Origin of the sequence: Zhongshania sp. R06B22 (assembly GCF_040892595.1) — a bacterium.
GTDB classification, from domain to species: Bacteria; Pseudomonadota; Gammaproteobacteria; order Pseudomonadales; family Spongiibacteraceae; genus Spongiibacter; species Spongiibacter arctica.
Window position 1 is genome coordinate 710,059 of sequence record NZ_JBFRYB010000001.1, and the last position, 21,325, is coordinate 731,383.

A 21,325-nucleotide genomic window follows, 5' to 3' on the forward strand; every position below is an offset into this window, starting at 1 on the left:
TCTAGAAAAAAACCTCATAATCACTGCTAATTATAAAATTAAGCGGAGTTATTTTTGTTATGAATCTGTCGCGTATTGACCTAAACCTGCTTGTTTATCTCGATGTATTGCTGCGGGAAAAAAATGTCACCCGGGCCGCCGAGCAATTGGGGATTACTCAGCCGGCATTGAGTAATGGTCTGCGACGCCTGCGTGACTTGTTCAATGACCCTCTGCTGGTAAGAACCAGCGAAGGCATGACTCCGACCGAGCGCGCCCTAGAATTGCAGCCGCAGGTGCGGAATATTCTGTCATCGGTTGAGCAGGCAGTGTTGCCGGTATCTGATTTTGAAGTGACAGAAAGCACCCGTGTGTTTCGGATTATGGCCAGTGACTATGCAGAATCGACCTTGTTGGCACCGCTATTGTTCAAGCTGCGGGACGAGGCGCCGAATATCACCTTAGATGTTCTTACCCCCAGTGATGTTACCTTTCAAGATTTGGAGCAGGGCAAGATCGATATGGCGATTAACCGCTTTGATCGTCTGCCGCAGTCTTTCCATCAAGCCACCGTTTGGCGAGATAGCTTTTCGTGCTTAATGAGTAGTAATAATAAGGCTCTCGCTAATTTCGATATGGATGCATTTTTGGCGGCACCGCACATCTGGGTAAGTAAGACGGGTATGGGGGTGGGTCGAGGGATGAGCCAACGCGATAGCCAGCGGCTGGGCTGGGTCGATGAGGCCTTGGCTGAGTGTGGCCACGAGCGCCAAATTCGCGTGTTTACCCGCCATTATCAAGTGGCGGCACTGCTGGCTAAGCATCCAGACTTGATCGCTACGCTGCCGACCCAGGTCGCTCGCCTGTATGACGAAGACCCGCGCTTGGCGACCCGCAAGCCGCCATTTATGATTATTCCCATTGAGTTGAAACTGGCATGGAGTCCGCTGCTACAGCACGACCCCGGCCATATTTGGCTGCGCCGTCGCATTGTTGAAGTTGGCCAAGAAATCACTAATCCAGACTGAGTTAGTTCAAGAGTTTGCCCGTCGACGCGGTGGAAAACCTTGTGAGCCGTGTCTGTTCTGTCTAGGCGTGCCCTCAGTCTTAGTCTGGGCTAATTTCGGTATGGCTCGTCGATAACGGTGAATACGGCGTTAATATCGGCCAATTTCTAATAATTTATGGCTCTTGCGTGACCTCGTCGGGCAAAACTGTCATGCTTAACGGCTTACTTTAACGGGAGGCTCCCATGATTATAGCGAATGATTGCGTAGTGGCATTTCACTACACCCTGACTGATGAAAGCGGTGTTGAAATTGATACATCAAAAGGTCAGGAGCCATTGGCATATCTACACGGCCACGGCGGCATCATTCCGGGGCTTGAGCGCGAATTGACGGGTAAAACCATCGGTGATGCGATGAAAGTAACGGTACAGCCAGCAGATGGCTACGGTGAGCAAAATGCTGAATTGATTCAGCCAGTGCCCCGCGCTGCGTTCCAGGGCGTTGATCAGATTGAAGTTGGTATGCAATTTCAGGCTGAGGGTGCCGGTGGTCAAATGCAAACAGTGGTAGTCAAAGAAGTGGATGACGAGAATGTCACTGTTGATGCCAACCACCCCTTGGCAGGCCAAGTACTGAACTTTGATGTCAGCATTGAATCAGTGCGCGCTGCAAGCGAAGAAGAATTGGCCCACGGCCACGTTCATTAATTTCTTCTGATGCTATATGCGAGCGTCGCTCCGGCGCTCGTAATCTCTCTAATATTTAAAATTTGGCAAGAAACCTGCTTATTAGGGGTATTTCCTCGAGCCAGAATTTTGATCTCTGCCGCGAAAAGTGCGCAGGGAGTCAGGGGGCTCATCCCTGTTCAGCGCCGCTAGAGCGCGCTTGTTGCCAGCAATAGCCGGGCTTAGGCCTAGTGCCGCAGCAAAGGAAGAATAGTGCCAGAGACTCAATTTGCTTGTGGGACTTGGCGGGCAATATGGTCTAAGGTAAAGATAAATACGCTCGCTTAGGAGGGATGTTTTGGCTAGCGTCACAGATAATCTGAATATATTCCTCGAAAGAGAGCGATTGCCCGATAGCTATCGGGAGCAGGCGCAAAACAGTTTTATCCCCTTTATCGAATCGCTTCGTCCCCTGTTGGGAGTCAAGAAGCATGTTCCGGTCTTGGGAATTCACGGCTCCCAGGGCAGTGGTAAATCTACCCTCGCAGAATTTATTTATTGGTATTTACATGAGGGCGACGGGCTCAATATTGCGCAGCTGTCCCTAGATGATTTCTATCTCACTTTGGCGCAGCGCCAGCAGCTAGCCAGCAGCATTCATCCGCTTTTGCGCACCCGTGGGGTGCCCGGCACCCATGACGTATCTTTAGCTTTGGAGACCATTGCCAAGCTTCGCGCACTGGGCTCAGGCCAAGTATTGCGACTACCACGGTTTGATAAGGCTCGCGATGATCGGGCACCCGAATCCAGTTGGCCAGAGGTACGTGGGCCAATAGATTTAATTGTGTTTGAAGGGTGGTGTGTGGGCGCTAGCCCGCAAATGCCCGATGAACTGGCGTCGGCAATGAATGACTTGGAACAGCGGGAAGATGCTGATGGCAGATGGCGGCAATATGTGAACACTTGCTTAGCCGATGATTATCAAACCTTGTTTTCGGAATTAGATTATTTGCTCATGTTGCGCGCGCCAAGTTTTCATTGTGTTGCAGATTGGCGGGGTGAGCAGGAGGAAAAGTTAGCCCAGCGTCAACAGGATGGTGCGTCAACGCCAGGCTTGATGGATAGTGCCGCGATACAGCGCTTCATCCAGCACTACCAGCGCTTAACAACACATTGCTTAAATACCCTGCCAGCCAGCGCAGACTGCGTGATGTCTTTGGGAACCCAGCGAGAGATTTTGGCTGTGGAATATCGAGAGGAAAAATGACAGTGGGTTTAGCAAAAAATATCATTTTTACTGACCTTGATGGCACGCTCCTAGATCATGATAGTTACTCCTTTGATGCCGCGGCACCAGCATTGGCGGTCATCGCAGAGCAATCGATTATCTGGGTGTTAAACACCAGTAAAACCTGCGCAGAATTACTCCCGCTCTCGCGTCGTCTTGGCAATCCCTATCCCTTTATAATCGAAAACGGCGCCGCAGTGGTTGTTCCCCCGGGATGCGACTTTCTGGCTGATGTCAAAATGGAAGAGATAGACGGAGCGCGTCATAAGCGCTTTGCTCCCCATCGCCGCGACATTGTCGCGCTTATCCACGGTTGGCGAGAAGACAAGGCTTACCGTTTTTCAGGCTTTAGCGATTTTGATGCTCCCGCCCTACAGGACATCACCGGACTGAGCATCGCCGATGCCGAGCTGGCCCTGCAGCGGGATTACTCCGAGCCAATTTGCTGGCAGGACACTGAGGAGCAATGGCAGCGGTTTAGCGCCGACCTCCGCGCAGCCGGTTTGCAGGCTCTGAAAGGGGGGCGCTTCCACCATATTATGGGGCCGGCAAACAAAGGCTTGGCGATGTCGTGGCTGGTTTCTTGCTTATACCCCACAGGTGCCCAACCACGGGTGATTGCCCTGGGTGATAGTGGCAATGACGTGGCCATGTTGGCCGCTGCGGATGTTGGTGTGGTGGTGAGATCTGATCATCACGCGCCACCAAAGATAAATGACCCGCATGGCAGCATTTTGCTTACCGAGCAGTGTGGCCCTGCAGGATGGAATGAGACCTTGCTAGAATTATTAAAGTGATACGTATTGCGAGCTATGCTTAGTAATTGGTATTGAAACGATAAAAAATAAACGAGATTGTTATGGCCGATTTTTATCAGAATGGCATTATTACTACCCTTCATAATTTAGTTGATAGGCCGATTGAAGACTTAGAAGCCGAGTTACTAGGTTTTTCCAAGCGGCGGCCTATGGCGTTAATTTTGCCGTCATTGTTTTCCGAATTAGAAGGTTCGGCATTGCCCGCCATCATCGATGAAATTGCCAAAGTAGATTATATCGATGAAATTATTATCGGCCTCGATCAGGCGAACGAGGAGCAGTATCGCCACGCACTAAAATTCTTTAGCCGGCTACCTCAGCGCCACCGCGTATTGTGGAATGACGGCCCGCGTTTACAGGCAATTGATCAGCGCCTTAAGGGTCGGAGTCTGTCACCCGCAGAGCCAGGCAAGGGCCGTAATGTATGGTTTTGTATTGGCTATATACAGGCTTCTGGGCGGGCCGAGGCAGTCGCCTTGCACGACTGCGATATTTTAACCTATGACCGACGCATGCTGGCGAAATTATTTTATCCGGTCGCCAACCCCGGTTTTAACTATGAATTCTGCAAAGGCTACTATGCCCGTGTTGCCGATGGAAAAATAAATGGCAGGGTAAGTCGTTTATTAGTTACCCCCTTGATTCGTTCACTCAAAAAAATATTTGGTTCCTTAGATTATTTAGATTATCTCGACAGTTATCGCTACCCTTTATCGGGTGAGTTTTCTATGCGCAAAGATGTTTTGAATGATCTAAGAATACCCAGTGATTGGGGCTTGGAAATTGGTGTTTTGTCAGAAATGTATCGGAATTATTCGACCAACCGTTTGTGTCAGGTTGATATCGCTGATGCTTATGACCACAAGCACCAAGAACTATCTGAGGAAGATGATGCCGGTGGCTTATCTAAAATGTCTATCGATATTGCCAAGGCGGTGTTTCGAAAGTTGGCAACCAATGGCGTGGTATTTAGTAGCGAAACCTTCCGTACTATTAAGGCAACCTACTATCGTGTGGCCTTAGATTTTGTAGACAGTTATCGCAACGATGCAGTGATGAACGGCTTGAATTTAGATTTACATCGCGAAGAGCAGGCGGTCGAATTATTTGCTCAAAATATTGTTAAAGCCGGCAATATGTTTTTAGAAAATCCCATGGAAACCCCGTTTATTCCGAGCTGGAATCGAATATGCAGCGCCGAACCAACGCTGCTGGACGACATGATGGCGGCCGTCGTTGCCGACAATGAGGAATTTTCTTGAATGACAGATTTATCGCCACAGCAGCATTTGCGTGAACGGCTTAGCGCCCATCTAGAGGTTTTATATCCCAACCTCGACAAGGTGTCGCTGCTGGACGATATGATTTCTCTCATGGCCTTGGATCACCGGTGTTTTATGCCCGAGGCGCATAAAAATCTGTGGACTGAAAGTGACGCTCTAGTGATTACTTATGGCGACTCGATCATGCGAGATGGCGAGTGGCCTCTGCATACCTTGCATGATTTTCTGCGCAAAGAGTTGCGCGGTTTAATTAGTGGCGTTCATATTTTGCCATTCTACCCTTATAGCTCGGACGATGGTTTTTCGGTAATTAACTATGTCGAAGTCAATCCATCACTGGGCGATTGGAAAGACATTAATGCGATTGCCCGCGATTTCGATTTAATGGCAGATCTAGTGATCAACCATTGCTCAAGTCGCAGTGTGTGGTTTGAAAACTTTAAGCAACGCCGCGATCCAGGTATGGATTATTTTGTTGAAATTGATCCCGCTACAGATTTGAGTGAAGTGGTTAGGCCGCGTACCAGTCCGCTTCTAAACGAGGTGCAAACCTTAGACGGTAAACGTCATGTTTGGTGTACGTTTAGTCATGACCAAGTTGATCTTAATTTTCAAAACCCGACAGTACTATTAGAATTCGTAAAAATAATTCGTTATTACCTCGATATGGGTGTCAAAATTTTCAGGCTCGACGCCGTGGCCTTTTTATGGAAAGTGCCGGGCACAACAAGCCTGAATTTAGAAGAAACCCACGAGGCGGTGCGGCTGCTGAGAACCTTGATAGAGCATGCGGTGCCTGAAGCCATTATTATTACTGAAACTAACATTCCACTGCGGGAAAATTTGGCCTACTTCGGTAACGCCAACGAGGCGCACTTAGTTTATAACTTTTCCCTGCCGCCGCTGTTAATTAACACAATGGTTAGCGGCAGTTGTAAGGCTTTAAAAACCTGGATGATGGGAATGCCTGCCGCACAGGACGGCACCACCTATTTTAATTTTATTGCCTCCCACGATGGAATTGGCCTGCGCCCGGCAGAAGGTTTATTGGATGACACTGAAATTAACCAGCTAGTCACACTTATGCAAAAGAGCGGCGGTCGAGTGTCTTGGCGCGCTCTGGCCAGTGGGGAGAACCGCCCCTACGAAATTAATATTAGTCTCTTTGATGCAATGCGCCGTCACCTGCACGCTGAAAACGAAAATGATGGCGAAGACGGTTTTCAGGAGCAGCGTTTTATCTGTGCCCATGCCCTGATGTTGGCAGTTCAAGGCGTACCCGCATTTTATATTCATAGCTTATTGGCAACGGAGAATGACGAAAATCGAGTGCTTCACACCAGTCATAACCGCTCGATAAACCGCCATCAATGGGTAGCCGATGACCTTGAATCGCAGCTGGGGACAAACAGTCATCACGCGCGGGTGTTCAAGGTGTTAAAGGAGCTTATTGCACTGCGCTCCGCACAAGCGGCATTTCACCCCAATGCTGCACAGTATCCTCTGCACCTGGGTGACAAGGTGTTTGGTATTCGCCGCGAAAGTCATGCCAGTGGCGCAGCGATTGTGGCGGTTTACAACATCAGCGCTGAGCCCCAAGAGATCTTGCTGGCAGACTTAAATTTAGATGAGTCGGCGCACTGGCTAGACATATTAAATGATGACGCGGATTTACGAAGCCAGGCAAGCCTTGCCCTTGAGCCTTATGGCTACTGCTGGCTACGTCGCTGCGATAAGGTAGATGCGGCTAGTTAAAATGTGAAATGCTTGGTATTAGGCTGTGATTCTGCTTCTATAGGCCGGCAATATCACTGCCGATAGCCCCGTCGCTTTCGTCTTGTAGAAATAAAGCATTTTGGGCTATTGAATTGCGCCGCGCGTCCCCCCAACTCTCGGTTGGCGCTAGAGAATAATAGCTAAATTCATTCCCTGAGGTGATCAACCATGTTTTACGATCTTACTGTTGTACAAGCCAGTAAAATGCTGGGCAATTTAAAAACGATGCTAGAGAAAGCGGCGTTATTTGCCGAGGCCAAAACAATCAATCCTGAGGTACTCTTAACCTCGCGCTTGGCGCCCGATCAATTTTCCTTGATTCGCCAAGTACAAATTTGCTGCGACACCGCCAAGCTCGGTGCGGCAAGACTCGCAGGAAAGGCAGAAAGCGCACCAAAGCATGAAGACACCGAGACTACCCTAGATGAACTGTATGTTCGTATTGCGGCGGTGCAGGAGTATTTGGCTAGCTATAAAGAGGCCGACTTTGCCGATACCGCAAGTCGTGAAATTAGTTTGCCTTGGTTAGATGGCAAGAAAATGCTGGGCAGTGCCTTTGCCATTAATTTTGTCATTCCCAATCTCTACTTTCACGTCACTACCGCCTTTTCAATACTTCGCCACAACGGGGTAGACATCGGTAAGCTGGATTATCTGGGCAGCATTCCTTTCCTAGATTAAATGGCCATAGCACAGCTAGTTAGAGGGGCCGTGCTATTTTATATAGTCGGCCATTGAGCTTCTGATGGAAGACACCATAGCTCGCACGCATTCCATGCGAGAGTAATTGGGTCGCACCAGTAAGCAAATCTCCCTGCTTGGCACGGGCGCCTCAAAGTGAGTGTATCGCAGCCCGTGTTCCCCTTCTTTTATTGCCAATTCTGGTATCAGGGTGATACCCATGCCGCTGGCGACCATATAGCGCAAAGTTTCTAAGCTCGTCGCCTGAAATCGCGAATCTTCCTTCGCGCCAGCAGAGAAACAATAGCCCAGGGCCTCGTCACGTAAGCAGTGCCCGTCTTCAAGTGTGAGTACCCACTGTCCGTTTAAGTCTTTTAAAGTCAGAGCGTCATGTTGCGCCAAAGGATGGTTAACGGTCGAGGCCAATACCAAGGGCTCATCAAACAGGGTATAGCGCTCCACATTTTCCATATTGTCCAGCCAGCTCAGAATCAACACATCGAGCTTGCCTTCATCTAATTGCTTTAGCAGCACATCGGTTTGGTTCTCGTGCAGAAAGAAATTGATATTGGGCATTGCGGCGCTGAGCTTCGCCATAATGTGTGGCAGCAAATACGGCGCGACCGTAGGTATTAAACCAAGATGCATATCGCCGCTTAGCGGGTCGGACAAGGTCCTAGCCTTGTCTTCAAAATCTTCAGCCGAGCGTAATACTTGCCGCGCGCGTATCAACAGCGCTTCGCCAGCGGGGGTGAGCATGACTTTTTTGCGGTGACGCTCAAACAGCGCTAAGCCGAGCTGATCTTCTAGCTTCATGATCTGCCCGCTGAGGGTGGGTTGGCTAACAAAGCAGGCTTCGGCGGCTCGGCCAAAGTGACCGTGCTCGGCTACGGCATCGAAGTATTGAAGATCACGGATTTTAATCACGGGCTTGCTCGCATTGTATTGGCTAAAGCTATCAATATCATAATAACGATCGATTAGATATGAATATTGCCCTTCCGTAGTATGTCTCCTGAGCTTAAGGCAAACGATTTTTCCTTTATCAAAACGTCAGGAGTGACATTATGTTTCCAACTATTATCAACACAAAAGTACAGCCCTTCAAAGCAACTGCCTACCACAATGGCGACTTTATCGACGTAAGCGATACCGACCTGCTGGGTAAGTGGTCAGTCATTATGTTCTACCCTGCTGACTTTACCTTTGTCTGTCCCACCGAGTTGGGCGACATGGCAGACCATTACGCACAGCTGCAAGAAATGGGCGTGGAAGTGTATTCAGTATCAACCGATACCCACTTTACCCACAAAGCGTGGCACGACACATCCGACACTATTGGCAAAATTCAGTACCCAATGATTGGCGACCCAACAGGCAAGATCTCACGCAACTTCGGCGTGATGATTGAAGAAGACGGTTTGGCATTGCGCGGCACCTTCGTGATTAACCCAGAGGGCGAAATCAAAGTTGCTGAACTACATGACCTCGGCATTGGCCGCTCAGCCAAAGAGCTACTTCGTAAAGTACAAGCTGCTCAATATGTTGCTGAACATGATGGCGAAGTATGCCCAGCTGCATGGCAGCCCGGCGAGGCGACATTGTCTCCTTCACTAGACTTGGTCGGTAAAATTTAATACACCTCTTGGCCTCGGCAACGGGGCCTTTTTAAAGTTTATATCCTTGAAAGAAAAAACCAATTTACGGGATGAGGTAGTCACCATGTTAGACGCGAAAATGAAAAGCCAGTTGGAGGCCTACCTCCAAAATCTTAAAACTCCGGTAGAGCTGGTCGCGTATCTCGATGGCCAAGCCAAATCCCGGGAGCTTGAAACCCTAATGAACGACGTGTCAGCGCTGTCTGCCCTGGTGTCGGTTGTTCAGGGCGAAGATACTGCGGCGCGCCGTCCGGCAATGGGCGTGCGCTCAGTAGCCAAAGGCACAGAAATGCGATTTGCTGGTGTACCGCTTGGCCACGAATTTACCTCATTGGTATTAGCCGTTTTACACAGCGGCGGGCACCCAATGAAAGTCGATAAAGACTTGATAGAACAAGTGCGCAAGCTCGACGGCGAATACCGCTTTGAGACCTATATTTCATTGAGCTGCCAGACCTGCCCAGAAGTTGTTCAGGCGCTGAATATGATGGCGGCAATCAACCCGCAAATCAGCAACGAAATGATCGACGGATCGCTGTTCCAGCAAGAGGTAGATGATCGCAAGGTTATGGCGGTTCCCACCGTCTTTATGAATGGCAAGCAGTTCTCTCAAGGCCGAATTGGCTTGGCCGATATTTTGAAGAAAATCGACAAAAATGCCGGTGCACGCAGCCTTAAGAAACTGGATGAGAAGGGCGTGTTTGACATGCTTATTGTCGGCGGCGGCCCAGCTGGCGCATCGGCTGCTATTTACGCAGCGCGTAAAGGTATTCATACCGGCGTGCTAGCCGATAAGTTCGGCGGCCAATTACTAGATACCGTCAGCATTGAAAACTTTATTTCAGTAAGCGAAACGGAAGGCCCTAAATTAGTCGCCAATCTAGAAGCCCACGTTGGCGCCTACGATGTCGATATTATGCGCGGCCACAAGGCATCTGCGTTGAACGTTGCAGCAGACGGAAGCATAGAAATTAGTGTTGAAGGCGGAGCAGTATTACGCAGCCGTTCGGTACTGCTAGCCACCGGCGCGCGCTGGAGAGAAATGAATGTACCCGGCGAGCAGGAATACCGTGGTAAAGGTGTGGCCTACTGCCCACATTGCGACGGCCCCTTGTTTAAAGGTAAATCCGTTGCAGTAATCGGCGGTGGTAATTCAGGTATAGAGGCCGCAATCGACCTTGCCGGAATAACCGCGCACGTCACGGTGCTGGAATTCGACAGCAAATTACGCGCAGATGAAGTGCTGCAGCGCAAAGCGCGGTCGATGAAAAATATTGAAATTATTACCAGCGCCCAAACCACAGAAGTGCTCGGCGATGGCCAACGTGTTACCGGTTTGCAGTACACAGATCGCAAAACCGGCGACGCGAAGAGCGTCACTCTAGCGGGTATATTTGTGCAGATCGGTTTGATACCCAACACCGAGTTTTTGAAAGGCAGTGTGGCATTAACACCCCGTGGCGAAATTGAAATTAACGCGCGCGGCGAAACATCCATACCCGGTGTGTTTGCGGCGGGTGATGTGACCACCGTGCCTTTCAAACAAATTGTTGTGGCAGTAGGCAGCGGCGCAACGGCAGCGCTGGGTGCCTTTGACTACCTTATTCGGCAAGTGGTTGATGAGCAGGTGGCGTCAGTAAAAACTGAGGAGGGGCAGGCGGCCTAGCCACAGTAAATGTTATACACCTCTTTGCCCCTCATTTGAGGGGCTTTTTTTGTCTGGATATTGATCAATGGAAAGTCCATTTCCTCTTGCCTTTTCACTGAGAGGAGGTAGCTCACTGGCATTAGCTCTCTGCCATTAATACGACTATCTGCTAACAAAGCTGCATATCAAGCTAAGCGAGTTTCGGGCATAAGCAAAACACTATGTCGACAATGCACCCCTAATTTGACATAAGGGCGGTCTGGGGCATATTTCGGCACCAATGTGGTATTTATCGAGCGAATAAGCTGTTTAGGCAGCTTGTCAGTGAACTACTAGAGCAGTTTAATCGTCAGTGAAAATGGCGCTAATATAAGGAAAATCAGCCAGGCTTCTGGCTTTTGAGCCGAATAGCGCTTATTATTCGGCTCATATTGTGATCCAAATGCAGGCTTTATTTGGCTCAAGGCCATTACAGCAATTTGTCATAACCACGCGCAGTGTACGCAACTATGCAATACATCTGGCAACTTCCGGCTTGGCAGCAGGGCACCGCCCCAGCATTTCGCTGGCGGGAAGAAACCTTGCGCCCGCAGCTAGAGCGAGTGCGCCTGCAACAGGGGCGGCTGCTCGGCCAGTCAGAATCCCTAAGCACAGAAAACCAGGCCGCGCACTTGGATGCGCTAGTACAAACCGCCCTGCGCACCAGTGAAATAGAGGGCGAAAAGTTGGATGCCGCCTCCGTGCGCTCCTCGGTCGTTCGGCACCTGGGGCTAGAGCAGGCAGCTTTTGTCGGCACCCCGAAAACCGAAGCACTGGTTAAACTGCTGATCGACGCCTCCAGTAATATTCATCAAGCCCTTAGTCAAAATACACTGTGCCAATGGCAGGCAGCCTTATTCCCTGAAGCGCCAGAACTGCAAACCCTGTATACGCCTGTTTTAAAAGGCCAGTTGCGCAGCGATGCGCCTATGCAAGTCATCTCTGGTCGTATGGATAAACCCACTGTGCATTTTGAGGCGCCGCCTCGGCAAGGCTTGGAAGATGAGCTACAGCGTTTTACCCAGTGGTTTAACAAACCATCTGCGGATGTCGACGCCTTGCTGCGTGCTGCCATTGCCCATCTGTGGTTGATTACATTACACCCCTTCGATGATGGCAATGGCCGTGTTACCCGCGCCGTCACCGACCGCGCGCTGGCCCAAGCCGAATCCAACAGCATTCGTTATTATTCCCTAAGCGCCGCCATCATGGCCCGCCGCAAGGAATACTACGAGCAACTGGAGCAGGCGCAAAAAGGCGACCTGGAAATCACTCCATGGCTACAGTGGTTTTTATCGGTATTAGAAGATGCCATTGCCAAGGGCCTGCAACGCTTTGAACGGGTACTCAATAAAACCCGCTTTTGGCAACAGCACGCGCAAACCGTATTAAGCGAGCGCCAGATCAAGGTACTTAACCGTCTGTTAGATACGCAAGGCGAAGAATTTATCCAAGGTATCAGCGCCAGTAAATATCAGGCAGTGGCCAAGGTCAGTAAAGCCACCGCCACCCGTGAGCTGGCTGACCTTGTACAAAAAAATTGTTTAGCGAAATTATCCGGTGGCGGCCGCAGTACCCGTTATGCATTGGCCATTTCCCTTACAGCAAACGTCACCCAAATAAATAATACCTAATGAGCACACAAGATCTTGTCGCCAAGTTATAGAGTCTCTGTAGCCTGCCTGCGCGGCGACGGCGTGAGTATCACGAGTACATCAACAAGCTTACCTTTTTAGGATGTTTAAAAATAAACTGCTTACCAAAATAGATAAGCTCGAATGGAGCAGCGCCAAGAAAGAAGGGTTGGGCGATAGTTACGAAGGTCTGCTGGAACTTAAGGCCACTGGGAAAACGTCCGGCGTATTAAAGGCGTTGGTCGGCTAATGGCAGAGCGGTACTAGCCACGAATACGGTAATAAACGATTGCTAATTTGTATCCGATTGATTCGATGCGCTTTTATAGGTTAAGCATGATTGCACATATGGGTATTGTGTGGTCTAGTCCATACTTGATTTTCGTTTCCTAACGGAAATTTTGGGCAGAGAGGATTTGCTCAACGCATCCCAGAATAATTACAAAATATTTTGATCCTAGGCGCAAACTTAAACATGATGGTCATTGCAGATTCTGGCTACCAAGTTTATCTCGGTCTTCACAGGGAGAGCCGTGCTCGGCATAAGTGACGATGACAGCACCCACAGACAAGCTAGAAACGCAAACTCGCCAAGAAATCGATGAAAAACTCACTGTCGCTGGTTGGGTGATCCAAGACAAAAAACGCATCAATTTACATGAAAGCCTTGGTGTTGCCGTTCGTGAATTCGATACTGACACTGGCCCTGCCGACTACATGCTGTTCATAGCCGGTAAAGCCTGTGGCATCATTGAAGCCAAGCGCGAAGGCGCCAGTCTCGGCCACGTCGCCGAGCAATCCGGCCGTTACGCCACCTCTAAAACCAAGCATATCCACCGCTGGGCGGCCAATGATGAAGCTCTACCATTCTTGTATGAGGCCACCAATCACGTCATTCGCTTTCGCGACGAACGCGACCCAGCGCCACGTTCGCGCAACATTTTCCATTTTCACCGGCCAGAAACCCTAAAAGACTGGTTAGAACAAAACGACACCTTTCGTGCTCGCTTACAACAGCTGCCCGCACTGAACACCATGGGTCTGCGTGATTGCCAAATCGACGCCGTCCACGGTATCGAAGCCTCACTCAAACAAGGTAAGCAGCGCGCCTTATTACAAATGGCCACCGGTGCCGGAAAGACCTTTACCGCCTGCACCCAAGTCTATCGCCTGGCCAAATTCGCTAAAGCCAAGCGCGTATTGTTTCTGGTTGATAGAGGCAACTTAGGCCGCCAAGCCCACAAAGAATTCCAGCAATACACCACGCCCGACGATGGCCGCAAATTCACCGAGCTCTACAACGCCCACATCCTTGGCCCCGGTGGCATTGGCGATGAAATAAAAGTCACCATCTCCACCATCCAGCGCATGTACTCACAATTGTGCGGCAAAGAAATGGATGAAGAGATAGAAGAGCATTCCACTTTTGAGATGGGCGCCAGCACCATCGCCGCGCAGGAAGTGGTCTACAATCCCCATATTCCGATAGAAACCTTCGACGTCATCATCATCGATGAATGTCACCGCTCCATCTACAACCTGTGGAGCCAGGTGCTCGATTACTTTGATGCCTTCTTAATCGGCCTTACCGCCACGCCCACCAAAAAAACCATCGGCTACTTTCACCAAAACGTGGTTTCGGAATACACCCACGAAGATGCCGTCATCGACCGCGTTAACGTCGGTTACGACATCTACCGCATTAAAACCGAAAAGTCCGAGCAGGGCGGTTTAATGGAGGCCGGTACCAATATCGAAGTGCGCGACCGCCTCACCAAACAAAAACGCTGGGAGCTACTCGACGAAGACGAGCAATACCAAAGAACCCAGCTCGACCGCAGCGTGATCGCCCCCAACCAAATACGCACCGTGATTCAAACCTTTAAAGACCGCTGCCTGCCCGAATGCTTCCCCGGCCGCAGTTGGGTACCCAAAACCCTATTCTTCGCTAAAGACGACGACCACGCCGATCGCATCGTCGATGCTATCCGTGAGGCCTTCGGTGAAGGCAACGACTTCTGTAAAAAAGTCACCTACCGTGTTGGCAAAAAAGGCGCAGAACAAACCATCCAAGAATTCCGCACCAGCCCACGCCTGCGCATCGCCGTCACTGTCGATATGATCGCCACCGGCACCGACATCAAACCGCTGGAGTGCCTGGTGTTTATGCGCGATGTTCGCAGCCAAGCCTATTACGAACAAATGAAAGGCCGTGGCACCCGCGTCATCGCTGATGACGTACTGCTTAAAGTCACACCCGATGCCCCCACCAAAACCCGCTTTGTGCTGGTCGATGCCGTCGGCGTCACCGAAACCGACAAAACCGAAACAAAAAGTCTTGAGAGCAAACCCTCAGTCACTACCGAAAAACTCATGCAGCAAATCGCCATGGGCGATAGAAGCCCCGAAAGCCTGCAAACCCTGGGCAATCGCTTAATCCGTTTAGATATGAAACTCAGCGACGGCCAGCGTAAGCAAATCAATAAATTATTAGAAAAGATAATGGGCCATCCTCTCCCTAAGGGAGAGGACCGAGGAGAGGGTATAAAGGGTACAGAAGAGGCCAACCTAACCCTCGTCGCGGCCAAATTAGTCCACGCAGGCAATACCGATTTTCTCGCTGAACAACTCAAAGCCCAATACGGCAGCGATGAAGTCAGCGACGAACAACGCAAAGCCGTCTATGAACCACTGGCCGACGCGGCCATTACACCCTTTCATAACCCCGATTTGCGTGAGCTATTAGAAACCCTGCGCCGCGACACCGATCAACTGGTCGACGACAGCGCCGATGAATTGCTAGAGGCCGGCTACGATGCCGAAAAAGCCCAGGGCATCATCAGCCGCTACGAAAGTTTTATTAAAGAACACAAAGACGAACTCGATGCCATCCAGCTGATCTACGCCAAACCCTATACCCAGCGCCATTTAAGCTACCAACAAATTGAAGAGCTGGCAGAAGAAATAAAACAGCCCCCTTACAATATCGCACCATTAGAGGTGTGGAAGGCCTACGAGCAACTGGAAAAGGCCAAAGTCAAAGGCGTACCCGCCAAAGAGCTACTTACAAATATTGTTAGCTTAATTAGGTTTTCTACCGGTTTAAGTGATGTGCTGGAGCCATTTCCTGAGTTGGTCAATCTGCGTTTTGAGACTTGGTTGGCTCAGCAAGAAGCAGAGCAAGGAGCCTTCAGCGATGAAAAGAGAGTGTGGTTGCAACGCATCAAAGACCAAATCGCCAATAACGCCGAATTTGAAATGGATGATTTTGAATTAATACCCGAATGCAAAGGCGAAGGTGGGCTATTAAAAGCACAACAACTTTTTGGTGAAGAGCTCAATACAATCGTCCAAGAATTAAACGGGTACTTAATCGCATGATGCCGGCGTGTAAAGACAAAACGCCAGCACAGCCGTTTTGCACAACGAACGTTGCCCGTAGGGCGAAGCACATGGATGTGCTGAGTGAATTACCTGTGATAGTGCAGGAGCTTAATGGATACCTCATTGCATGAGTGTTGTTGAAAGTAACCCGATTAACGAGATTTTAAAAATCCGGCGCGCTACTTGGGAGGAGCTTGAGCTTGAACGTATGGATAGGCGCGGCATGCTCCCTAAATCAGATGCTTGGAAAGCAAAATATAAAGAACCGCGAAGCGCAGATATTGATGGCGTTGGTGCCCTCCCTGAGTATTGGTATTGGGCATCAGTTGCCCAAGTTGGATTTGTAATCAGTGGACAGACTCCTAAGGGCGTTGCTGATGTCGAGGGTGAAGCTGGTATACCTTGGTTCAAAGTTGGGGACATGAACACAGAGGGGAATGAGCTGTTCATCCATAAAGCAAACACCTATCTTACTGTGGGCCAGCTGAACTCATTAAAATTACATGTACAGCCAGAGGGTACGGTGATTTTCCCTAAAAGAGGCGGTGCAATTGCTACTAATAAGAAAAGGGTTCTTTTTCAGCCTAGTGGTTATGACTTAAATACGATGGGTGTTTTCCCCGTTGGAGTTGACAAGAAGTACTTTTGGTATTGGTTTCAAACAGTTGATCTGGGCGCTATAGCGGACGGAGCGATAGTGCCACAAATAAATCATGGGGATATTGAGCCGCTATTAATACCGGTCGCCCCGCCCGAACAACAAAAACGCATCGTCGCCAAAATCGAAGAACTTTTCTCCCATATCGACGCCGGCATAGCCGCCCTCAACAAAGCCAAACAACTGCTCAAACAATACCGCCAATCCGTCCTTAAGGCCGCCGTTACCGGTGAGCTCACCAAACACCTGCCTGGCCGGCAGGCAGGATGGCGTGATCCTCTGTTTAGAAATAAGTGCGGGAAGCTCGTGCCCAAAAATAGCGATAAATACTTTGCTTATGTTTTGGAGTGCGAGAATGGTTCTCTTTATAAGGGGTTTTCCAAGAACCTTTACATGCGAATAGATCAGCATTTATCTGGACAAGGCGCAAAATGGACTAAAGAGCACAAGCCTGTTTCGATTATCCATTTCGAAGAATTTGAAACCGAAAAAGAAGCCGTTGAGCGCGAAAAGTATTTTAAGTCGGGTTCCGGTCGTGAATGGATAAACGAAATACGTGATAAAAATAATCGAAGGTTTGAACCCGCCAGCCAACTGCTAGAACGCATCCTGCTAGAGCGCCGCCAAAAATGGGAAGCGCAGCAGCTTGAGCAGTTTAAAGCGAAAGGTAAAGTGCCGAAGGATGATGGGTGGAAGGGGAAGTATAAAGACCCTGAAGCTTTTGATTCTGAGTTTGAAGTCCCTGAAGAGTGGATTGTTTGCCAGTTTGAGCAGCTAATTTTGGAATTAAAAAATGGTATTTCAAAAAAACCGTCCGAAGCTAAAGGCTTAGCAATACTTCGAATCAGTGCCGTTAGGCCTATGGTTGTATACAAAGATGATGTCCGTTTCTTACCTGAAAATTTTGATTCAAAGGACTTTGAAATAGAAGATGGTGACTTGTTGCTTACTCGTTATAACGGAAACCCTGAGTTTGTTGGGGTGTGCGGAAAGGTAAAAGGACTGGAAAATAAAACGGTTTATCCAGATAAGTTGATGAGAGCTAGACCTGTGAGCACAAAAAAACTCTGCACTGATTATTTGGAATTATCTCTTAATTGTGGGATTTCCAAAGATTTTATTCGTTCAGTAACGAAAACGACAGCAGGGCAATCCGGAGTGGCCGGACGTGATGTGAAAAAATGTCCAACTGTATTGCCGCCTTATGACGAGCAAGTAGAGATAGCAAATATCGTTTCTGGAAAACTTGAAGCTATGAAACGACTAGATGTTGAGGTTGATATCCACCTCTTGAAAGCAGAGAAAAACAAACAGTCGATTTTGGCTTCGGCATTCAGTGGAGCGCTACAGTGAGTGAGAGTGATTTAAGGGAAATAAAGCCGAATCCTCCGCATGGTCTTTACAGCGATGAGCATGTTATCGCTGGTATTCCAATGCCAAAACAGTCGAGGATTGAAAAGTTTTCTGACAGTGAGTGGGAGGAGTTTTCCGAAGAATATGCATATTCACTTAAAGGTTCTTATCATAAGGTTCAAAGGTTTGGCGGTGCTGGTGATAAAGGTTTAGATGTAGCTTGTTTCATTAAAGACCATACTTTTGAGGGTGGGTGGGTTAACTATCAGTGCAAATTTTATGATCATTCTTTATACCCAGGCGATGTCTGGCTAGAATTTGGGAAGGTCATCGTATATTCGCATAGAGGGGATTATCCCACTCCGAATAAGTATTACTTTGTTGCGCCACAGGGTTTAGGCACTTCGTTAGCAATGTTAATTGCAAAACCTAATAAACTAAAAGAAGAAATTAGAAAAAACTGGGCTGATAAAATTGAGTCTAAAATATCAACAACTTTTAGTGCGCCCCTAACTGATGAGCTTTTAGATCACTTTGAAACCTTTGATTTCGGTATATTTGATTCTATTTCAGTTTTAGATATGGTCGCGAGTCATGCTAAAACACCATTTCACGCAGTGAGATTTGGAGGTGGGTTGCCACCAAGACCAGAGAGTGAGTCTCCTCCAGACTTAGCTCATAGCAAGGAGCAGATTTATATCCAACAAATTCTATTGGCTGTTGGAGACAAGGAAAAAGTGGAGGTGGATGATAGATGGATTGATGCAAATGGTTCGTATCAAAAGAACCTGCAAAGGCAGCGTGAAAGGTTTTATTCGGCTGAGTCTTTGAGAAACTTTTCTAGAGACAATGTGCCTCCTGGTACATATGAAAATTTGCAAGAAGATGTCTTTCAAGGCGTTGTTGATATATGTGAAATGAGTTATCTCGATGGATTTGAACGAATGACAGCTACGGTGAATCATTCATCAAAATTGTCTTTTGATTCGAGTCCTCTTCGTTCAGTAACAGGGTTAAAGGATAAGCAGGGTATTTGTCATCAACTAGTAAACCAAAAAAGGTTGAAATGGGTGAAAATTGATGATGAATAAAATTGAAAGATCGCCTTTTAATAGCTCTCTTGAGTCTGGTGTTAGGTCAGTGATTATTCTTCATTCGCTTTTCCCAAATAGTGTTGATTTGCATAGGTTGGTTGACTTTGATTATTTAACTGTTCATTCAGGTGATGTAAATGGCCCTGAGAGTTTGCATGCACCTTTGCCAATGAGGGCAGGTGAGTTGCTCGTGCGAAGAGAGATTGTCGAAAAAGGACTTCTGTTAATGATGAGTAGAGGTTTGTTAACTCGTATTGCTACAGATACTGGTATCGAGTACATGGCTAGTGATAAGTCTTATTCATTTGTATCAAACCTGGCGTCACCATATTTAGTTAAATTGATTGAAAGAGCGGATTGGGTAGCTGAAAATTTTGGTGAAAAATCTGAAGTTGAAATCAAGGTAATGGTTAAAGGTTTTTTTGATCACTGGACTAGTCAATTTCAGCCTGTAAATGCAAGGTCGGGAGAGATGCATGAGTAATGAATTTGTTCAATTGAGAAAGCTAGCTTTCTTGGGTGATAGTAAGGAGCCTGCTGTATTAGGCTTTGATGCTGGATTGAATGTTGTGTGTGGCGCTTCAGATACAGGAAAGTCATTCTTAATTGAGGCAATTGACTTTATGTTAGGTGGTAATAAGGATCTAAGAGATATACCTGAGCGTGTTGGCTATGATCGAATTAGATTAGCTGTGGAACTGGCCAATGAAGAAAAGTTTACCTTCGAAAGAAGCTCGGAAGGCGGTAATTTCAATTTATATAAGGATATTATTGGGGACGAACTTCAGTTTGATGGAGGTGTACCTATAAAACAAAAGCATGGTCATGGTGCGACTGATAACCTATCTGGTTGGTTGTTAAAAAGAATTGAGTTGTTTGAGAAAAGGCTTAGAAAGAACGCTCACGGCGATACTGTAAGTCTTAGTTTTAGGCACCTAGCTAGATTGGTTGTGGTGGATGAGAGTGAAATAATAAAAAACACATCACCTTTTTTAACAGGTAATCCAGTATCTAAAACAGCAGAATATTCGGCTTTAAAACTTTTGTTAACTGGTGCAGACGATAGCGCGATTGTTCCGGCAGAGAGAGACGAGACTAGGATTGTTGGCCAAGCCGCAAAGGTTGAGTTGCTTGATCAAATGATCGCAGACCAAAGCGATGAGATAGAAAGTAGAAACATCGATGAAGATGAGCTTAATGAACAATTGGAAAAGCTATTTTCCTCTATCGATCAAAAGAAGGAAGAGATGGCGAGCTTTCAATCGAGTTTAAATACATTGATAGAGCAGCGGCGAAATTTTCTCGACTCAAAGGAGGCAATTAGAAGTCGAAACTCCGAAATTGATGAAATGTTAGAGAGATTCGGTTTGCTCAAGCAGCATTATAAAAGTGATATTGAAAGACTGAAAGGCGTGGAGGAAACTGGATCTCTCTTTGTTCATTATGACAAGTCACCTTGTCCTTTATGTGGGACTTTAGTAGATGAGAAGCAACATGATGAGGATTGTGACGGTAACGTGGAAGGCGTTGTATTGGCAGCAAAAATGGAGATAGAAAAAATAAACATTTTAGTTTTAGATCTAGATGGAACTGTAGGCGAGCTGGAAGTAGAAAAAGTGAATCTTTTCCCGATGTTGAGAGGATTTGAGGAGGAGTACAAGGTCGTAGATGAGAAAATACGTGATGCAGTTTCACCTGATTTTCAAAATAGCCAGCGAGAATATAGCGCCTTAATGGAAAAAAGGAATGAAGTGATACTCGGGCTAGATGTGTTTTTACGTTTGGCGAAGCTAGAGAAAAAAAGGGTTGAGTTAGCAAATGTGGATACTGAAGATGTAGAGGAGATAAAGCCTACAAAGTTATCCAAGGCGACACTAAACAAATTCTCTAAGGTGGTTGAAAATATTCTGACGGAGTGGGATTTTCCTGAATCTTCAAATATCTATTTTGATGAGTCTGAAAAAGATTTTGTCATAGCGGGTAAGCCAAGAGGTAGTCGTGGGAAGGGGCTTAGGGCAATAACGCATGCGGCAGTTACTATTGGTTTAATGGAATATTGCAAGGAGAACTCTTTGCCACATCCGGGTTTTGTTGTTTTGGATTCACCCTTGCTGGCATATTACAAGCCTGAGGGTGATGACGATAATTTGGTTGGGTCTAATTTGAAAGATAAATTCTATTCTTACCTTATTAATAATCACTCCGATAGCCAGATTATTATTGTCGAGAACGAGCACCCACCAGAGCAATTTGAAGAAAATATGAAATTACATATTTTCACTAAAAATCCTCAAGAAGGCAGGTTTGGTCTTTTCCCTATGTAGAGTTGCTAAATGAGCGCATCAGAAATAGTCAAC

The 21,325-nt window shown here is 47.7% G+C and carries 16 protein-coding genes; 15 read left to right on the forward strand and 1 reads right to left on the reverse strand.

The window, feature by feature from the left end; all coding sequences use genetic code 11:
• The first annotated feature begins 59 nt into the window (after positions 1-59).
• The 7 genes from AB4875_RS03225 to AB4875_RS03255 all read left to right on the forward strand — a co-directional run bounded on the left by AB4875_RS03225 (position 60) and on the right by AB4875_RS03255 (position 7,500).
• Positions 60-1,007 (forward strand): LysR family transcriptional regulator, encoded by a 948-nt coding sequence (locus tag AB4875_RS03225; protein ID WP_368374604.1) that lies wholly within the window; start codon positions 60-62, stop codon positions 1,005-1,007.
• A 224-nt stretch (positions 1,008-1,231) separates the two neighbouring features.
• Positions 1,232-1,696: an FKBP-type peptidyl-prolyl cis-trans isomerase gene (locus AB4875_RS03230; protein WP_368374605.1), complete on the forward strand. Its 465-nt coding sequence runs from the start codon at positions 1,232-1,234 to the stop codon at positions 1,694-1,696.
• Positions 1,697-2,060: 364 nt separating this feature from the next.
• Positions 2,061-2,921 carry a phosphoribulokinase gene (locus AB4875_RS03235; protein ID WP_368374606.1) on the forward strand — a complete coding sequence of 287 codons (861 nt, stop codon included), beginning with the start codon at positions 2,061-2,063 and terminating at the stop codon, positions 2,919-2,921.
• Complete coding sequence (locus AB4875_RS03240) at positions 2,918-3,739, forward strand: HAD-IIB family hydrolase (RefSeq protein WP_368374607.1); 822 nt, start codon at positions 2,918-2,920, stop codon at positions 3,737-3,739. Before AB4875_RS03235 ends, AB4875_RS03240 begins: the two co-directional genes overlap by 4 nt.
• Before the next feature lie 62 nt (positions 3,740-3,801).
• Positions 3,802-5,022 carry a glycosyltransferase family protein gene (locus AB4875_RS03245; protein ID WP_368374608.1) on the forward strand — a complete coding sequence of 407 codons (1,221 nt, stop codon included), beginning with the start codon at positions 3,802-3,804 and terminating at the stop codon, positions 5,020-5,022.
• Entirely contained in the window at positions 5,023-6,798 is a 1,776-nt protein-coding gene (locus AB4875_RS03250; protein WP_368374609.1) for a sugar phosphorylase, read from the forward strand.
• Between the two features lie 189 nt (positions 6,799-6,987).
• Complete coding sequence (locus AB4875_RS03255; RefSeq protein ID WP_368374610.1) at positions 6,988-7,500, forward strand: DUF1993 domain-containing protein; 513 nt, start codon at positions 6,988-6,990, stop codon at positions 7,498-7,500.
• A 33-nt stretch (positions 7,501-7,533) separates the two neighbouring features.
• On the opposite strand, the gene oxyR is transcribed toward AB4875_RS03255, so the two are convergent.
• Positions 7,534-8,427: a DNA-binding transcriptional regulator OxyR gene (gene oxyR, locus AB4875_RS03260; RefSeq protein WP_368374611.1), complete on the reverse strand. Its 894-nt coding sequence runs from the start codon at positions 8,425-8,427 to the stop codon at positions 7,534-7,536.
• Positions 8,428-8,567: 140 nt separating this feature from the next.
• On the opposite strand from oxyR, the gene ahpC reads away from it, so the two are divergent.
• The 8 genes from ahpC (at position 8,568) to AB4875_RS03300 (ending at position 21,292) form a co-directional block, all read left to right on the forward strand.
• Positions 8,568-9,137: an alkyl hydroperoxide reductase subunit C gene (gene ahpC, locus AB4875_RS03265; protein ID WP_368374612.1), complete on the forward strand. Its 570-nt coding sequence runs from the start codon at positions 8,568-8,570 to the stop codon at positions 9,135-9,137.
• Positions 9,138-9,222: 85 nt separating this feature from the next.
• Positions 9,223-10,824 carry an alkyl hydroperoxide reductase subunit F gene (ahpF, locus tag AB4875_RS03270; RefSeq protein ID WP_368374613.1) on the forward strand — a complete coding sequence of 534 codons (1,602 nt, stop codon included), beginning with the start codon at positions 9,223-9,225 and terminating at the stop codon, positions 10,822-10,824.
• 491 nt (positions 10,825-11,315) lie between these two features.
• On the forward strand, positions 11,316-12,479 hold the full coding sequence (locus AB4875_RS03275; RefSeq protein WP_368374614.1) for a Fic family protein: 1,164 nt from the start codon (positions 11,316-11,318) through the stop codon (positions 12,477-12,479).
• Positions 12,480-13,031: 552 nt separating this feature from the next.
• A complete protein-coding gene (locus tag AB4875_RS03280; protein ID WP_368374615.1) occupies positions 13,032-15,860 on the forward strand; it encodes a type I restriction endonuclease subunit R in 2,829 nt (942 codons plus the stop codon).
• A 130-nt stretch (positions 15,861-15,990) separates the two neighbouring features.
• Positions 15,991-17,874, forward strand: a complete 1,884-nt coding sequence (locus tag AB4875_RS03285) for a GIY-YIG nuclease family protein (RefSeq protein ID WP_368374616.1) — start codon at positions 15,991-15,993, stop codon at positions 17,872-17,874.
• A complete protein-coding gene (locus AB4875_RS03290; RefSeq protein WP_368374617.1) occupies positions 17,871-18,965 on the forward strand; it encodes an ABC-three component system protein in 1,095 nt (364 codons plus the stop codon). The genes AB4875_RS03285 and AB4875_RS03290 overlap by 4 nt, the downstream gene beginning before the upstream one ends.
• The gene (locus AB4875_RS03295) at positions 18,955-19,452 is read left to right on the forward strand and encodes an ABC-three component system middle component 2 (RefSeq protein ID WP_368374618.1); all 498 of its coding nucleotides are present in this window, start codon (positions 18,955-18,957) and stop codon (positions 19,450-19,452) included. The genes AB4875_RS03290 and AB4875_RS03295 overlap by 11 nt, the downstream gene beginning before the upstream one ends.
• On the forward strand, positions 19,445-21,292 hold the full coding sequence (locus AB4875_RS03300) for a hypothetical protein (protein ID WP_368374619.1): 1,848 nt from the start codon (positions 19,445-19,447) through the stop codon (positions 21,290-21,292). The genes AB4875_RS03295 and AB4875_RS03300 overlap by 8 nt, the downstream gene beginning before the upstream one ends.
• Positions 21,293-21,325: the final 33 nt, after the last annotated feature.

Coding starts and splice junctions, on each gene's coding strand:
- ahpC (WP_368374612.1), top strand. CDS start 8,568: ATGTTTCCAACTATTATCAACACAAAAGTACAGCCCTTCAAAGCAACT.
- AB4875_RS03300 (WP_368374619.1), top strand. CDS start 19,445: ATGAGTAATGAATTTGTTCAATTGAGAAAGCTAGCTTTCTTGGGTGAT.
- AB4875_RS03285 (WP_368374616.1), top strand. CDS start 15,991: ATGAGTGTTGTTGAAAGTAACCCGATTAACGAGATTTTAAAAATCCGG.
- AB4875_RS03250 (WP_368374609.1), top strand. CDS start 5,023: ATGACAGATTTATCGCCACAGCAGCATTTGCGTGAACGGCTTAGCGCC.
- AB4875_RS03225 (WP_368374604.1), top strand. CDS start 60: ATGAATCTGTCGCGTATTGACCTAAACCTGCTTGTTTATCTCGATGTA.
- AB4875_RS03255 (WP_368374610.1), top strand. CDS start 6,988: ATGTTTTACGATCTTACTGTTGTACAAGCCAGTAAAATGCTGGGCAAT.
- AB4875_RS03230 (WP_368374605.1), top strand. CDS start 1,232: ATGATTATAGCGAATGATTGCGTAGTGGCATTTCACTACACCCTGACT.
- AB4875_RS03280 (WP_368374615.1), top strand. CDS start 13,032: ATGACAGCACCCACAGACAAGCTAGAAACGCAAACTCGCCAAGAAATC.
- ahpF (WP_368374613.1), top strand. CDS start 9,223: ATGTTAGACGCGAAAATGAAAAGCCAGTTGGAGGCCTACCTCCAAAAT.
- AB4875_RS03240 (WP_368374607.1), top strand. CDS start 2,918: ATGACAGTGGGTTTAGCAAAAAATATCATTTTTACTGACCTTGATGGC.
- AB4875_RS03295 (WP_368374618.1), top strand. CDS start 18,955: ATGATGAATAAAATTGAAAGATCGCCTTTTAATAGCTCTCTTGAGTCT.
- AB4875_RS03275 (WP_368374614.1), top strand. CDS start 11,316: ATGCAATACATCTGGCAACTTCCGGCTTGGCAGCAGGGCACCGCCCCA.
- AB4875_RS03245 (WP_368374608.1), top strand. CDS start 3,802: ATGGCCGATTTTTATCAGAATGGCATTATTACTACCCTTCATAATTTA.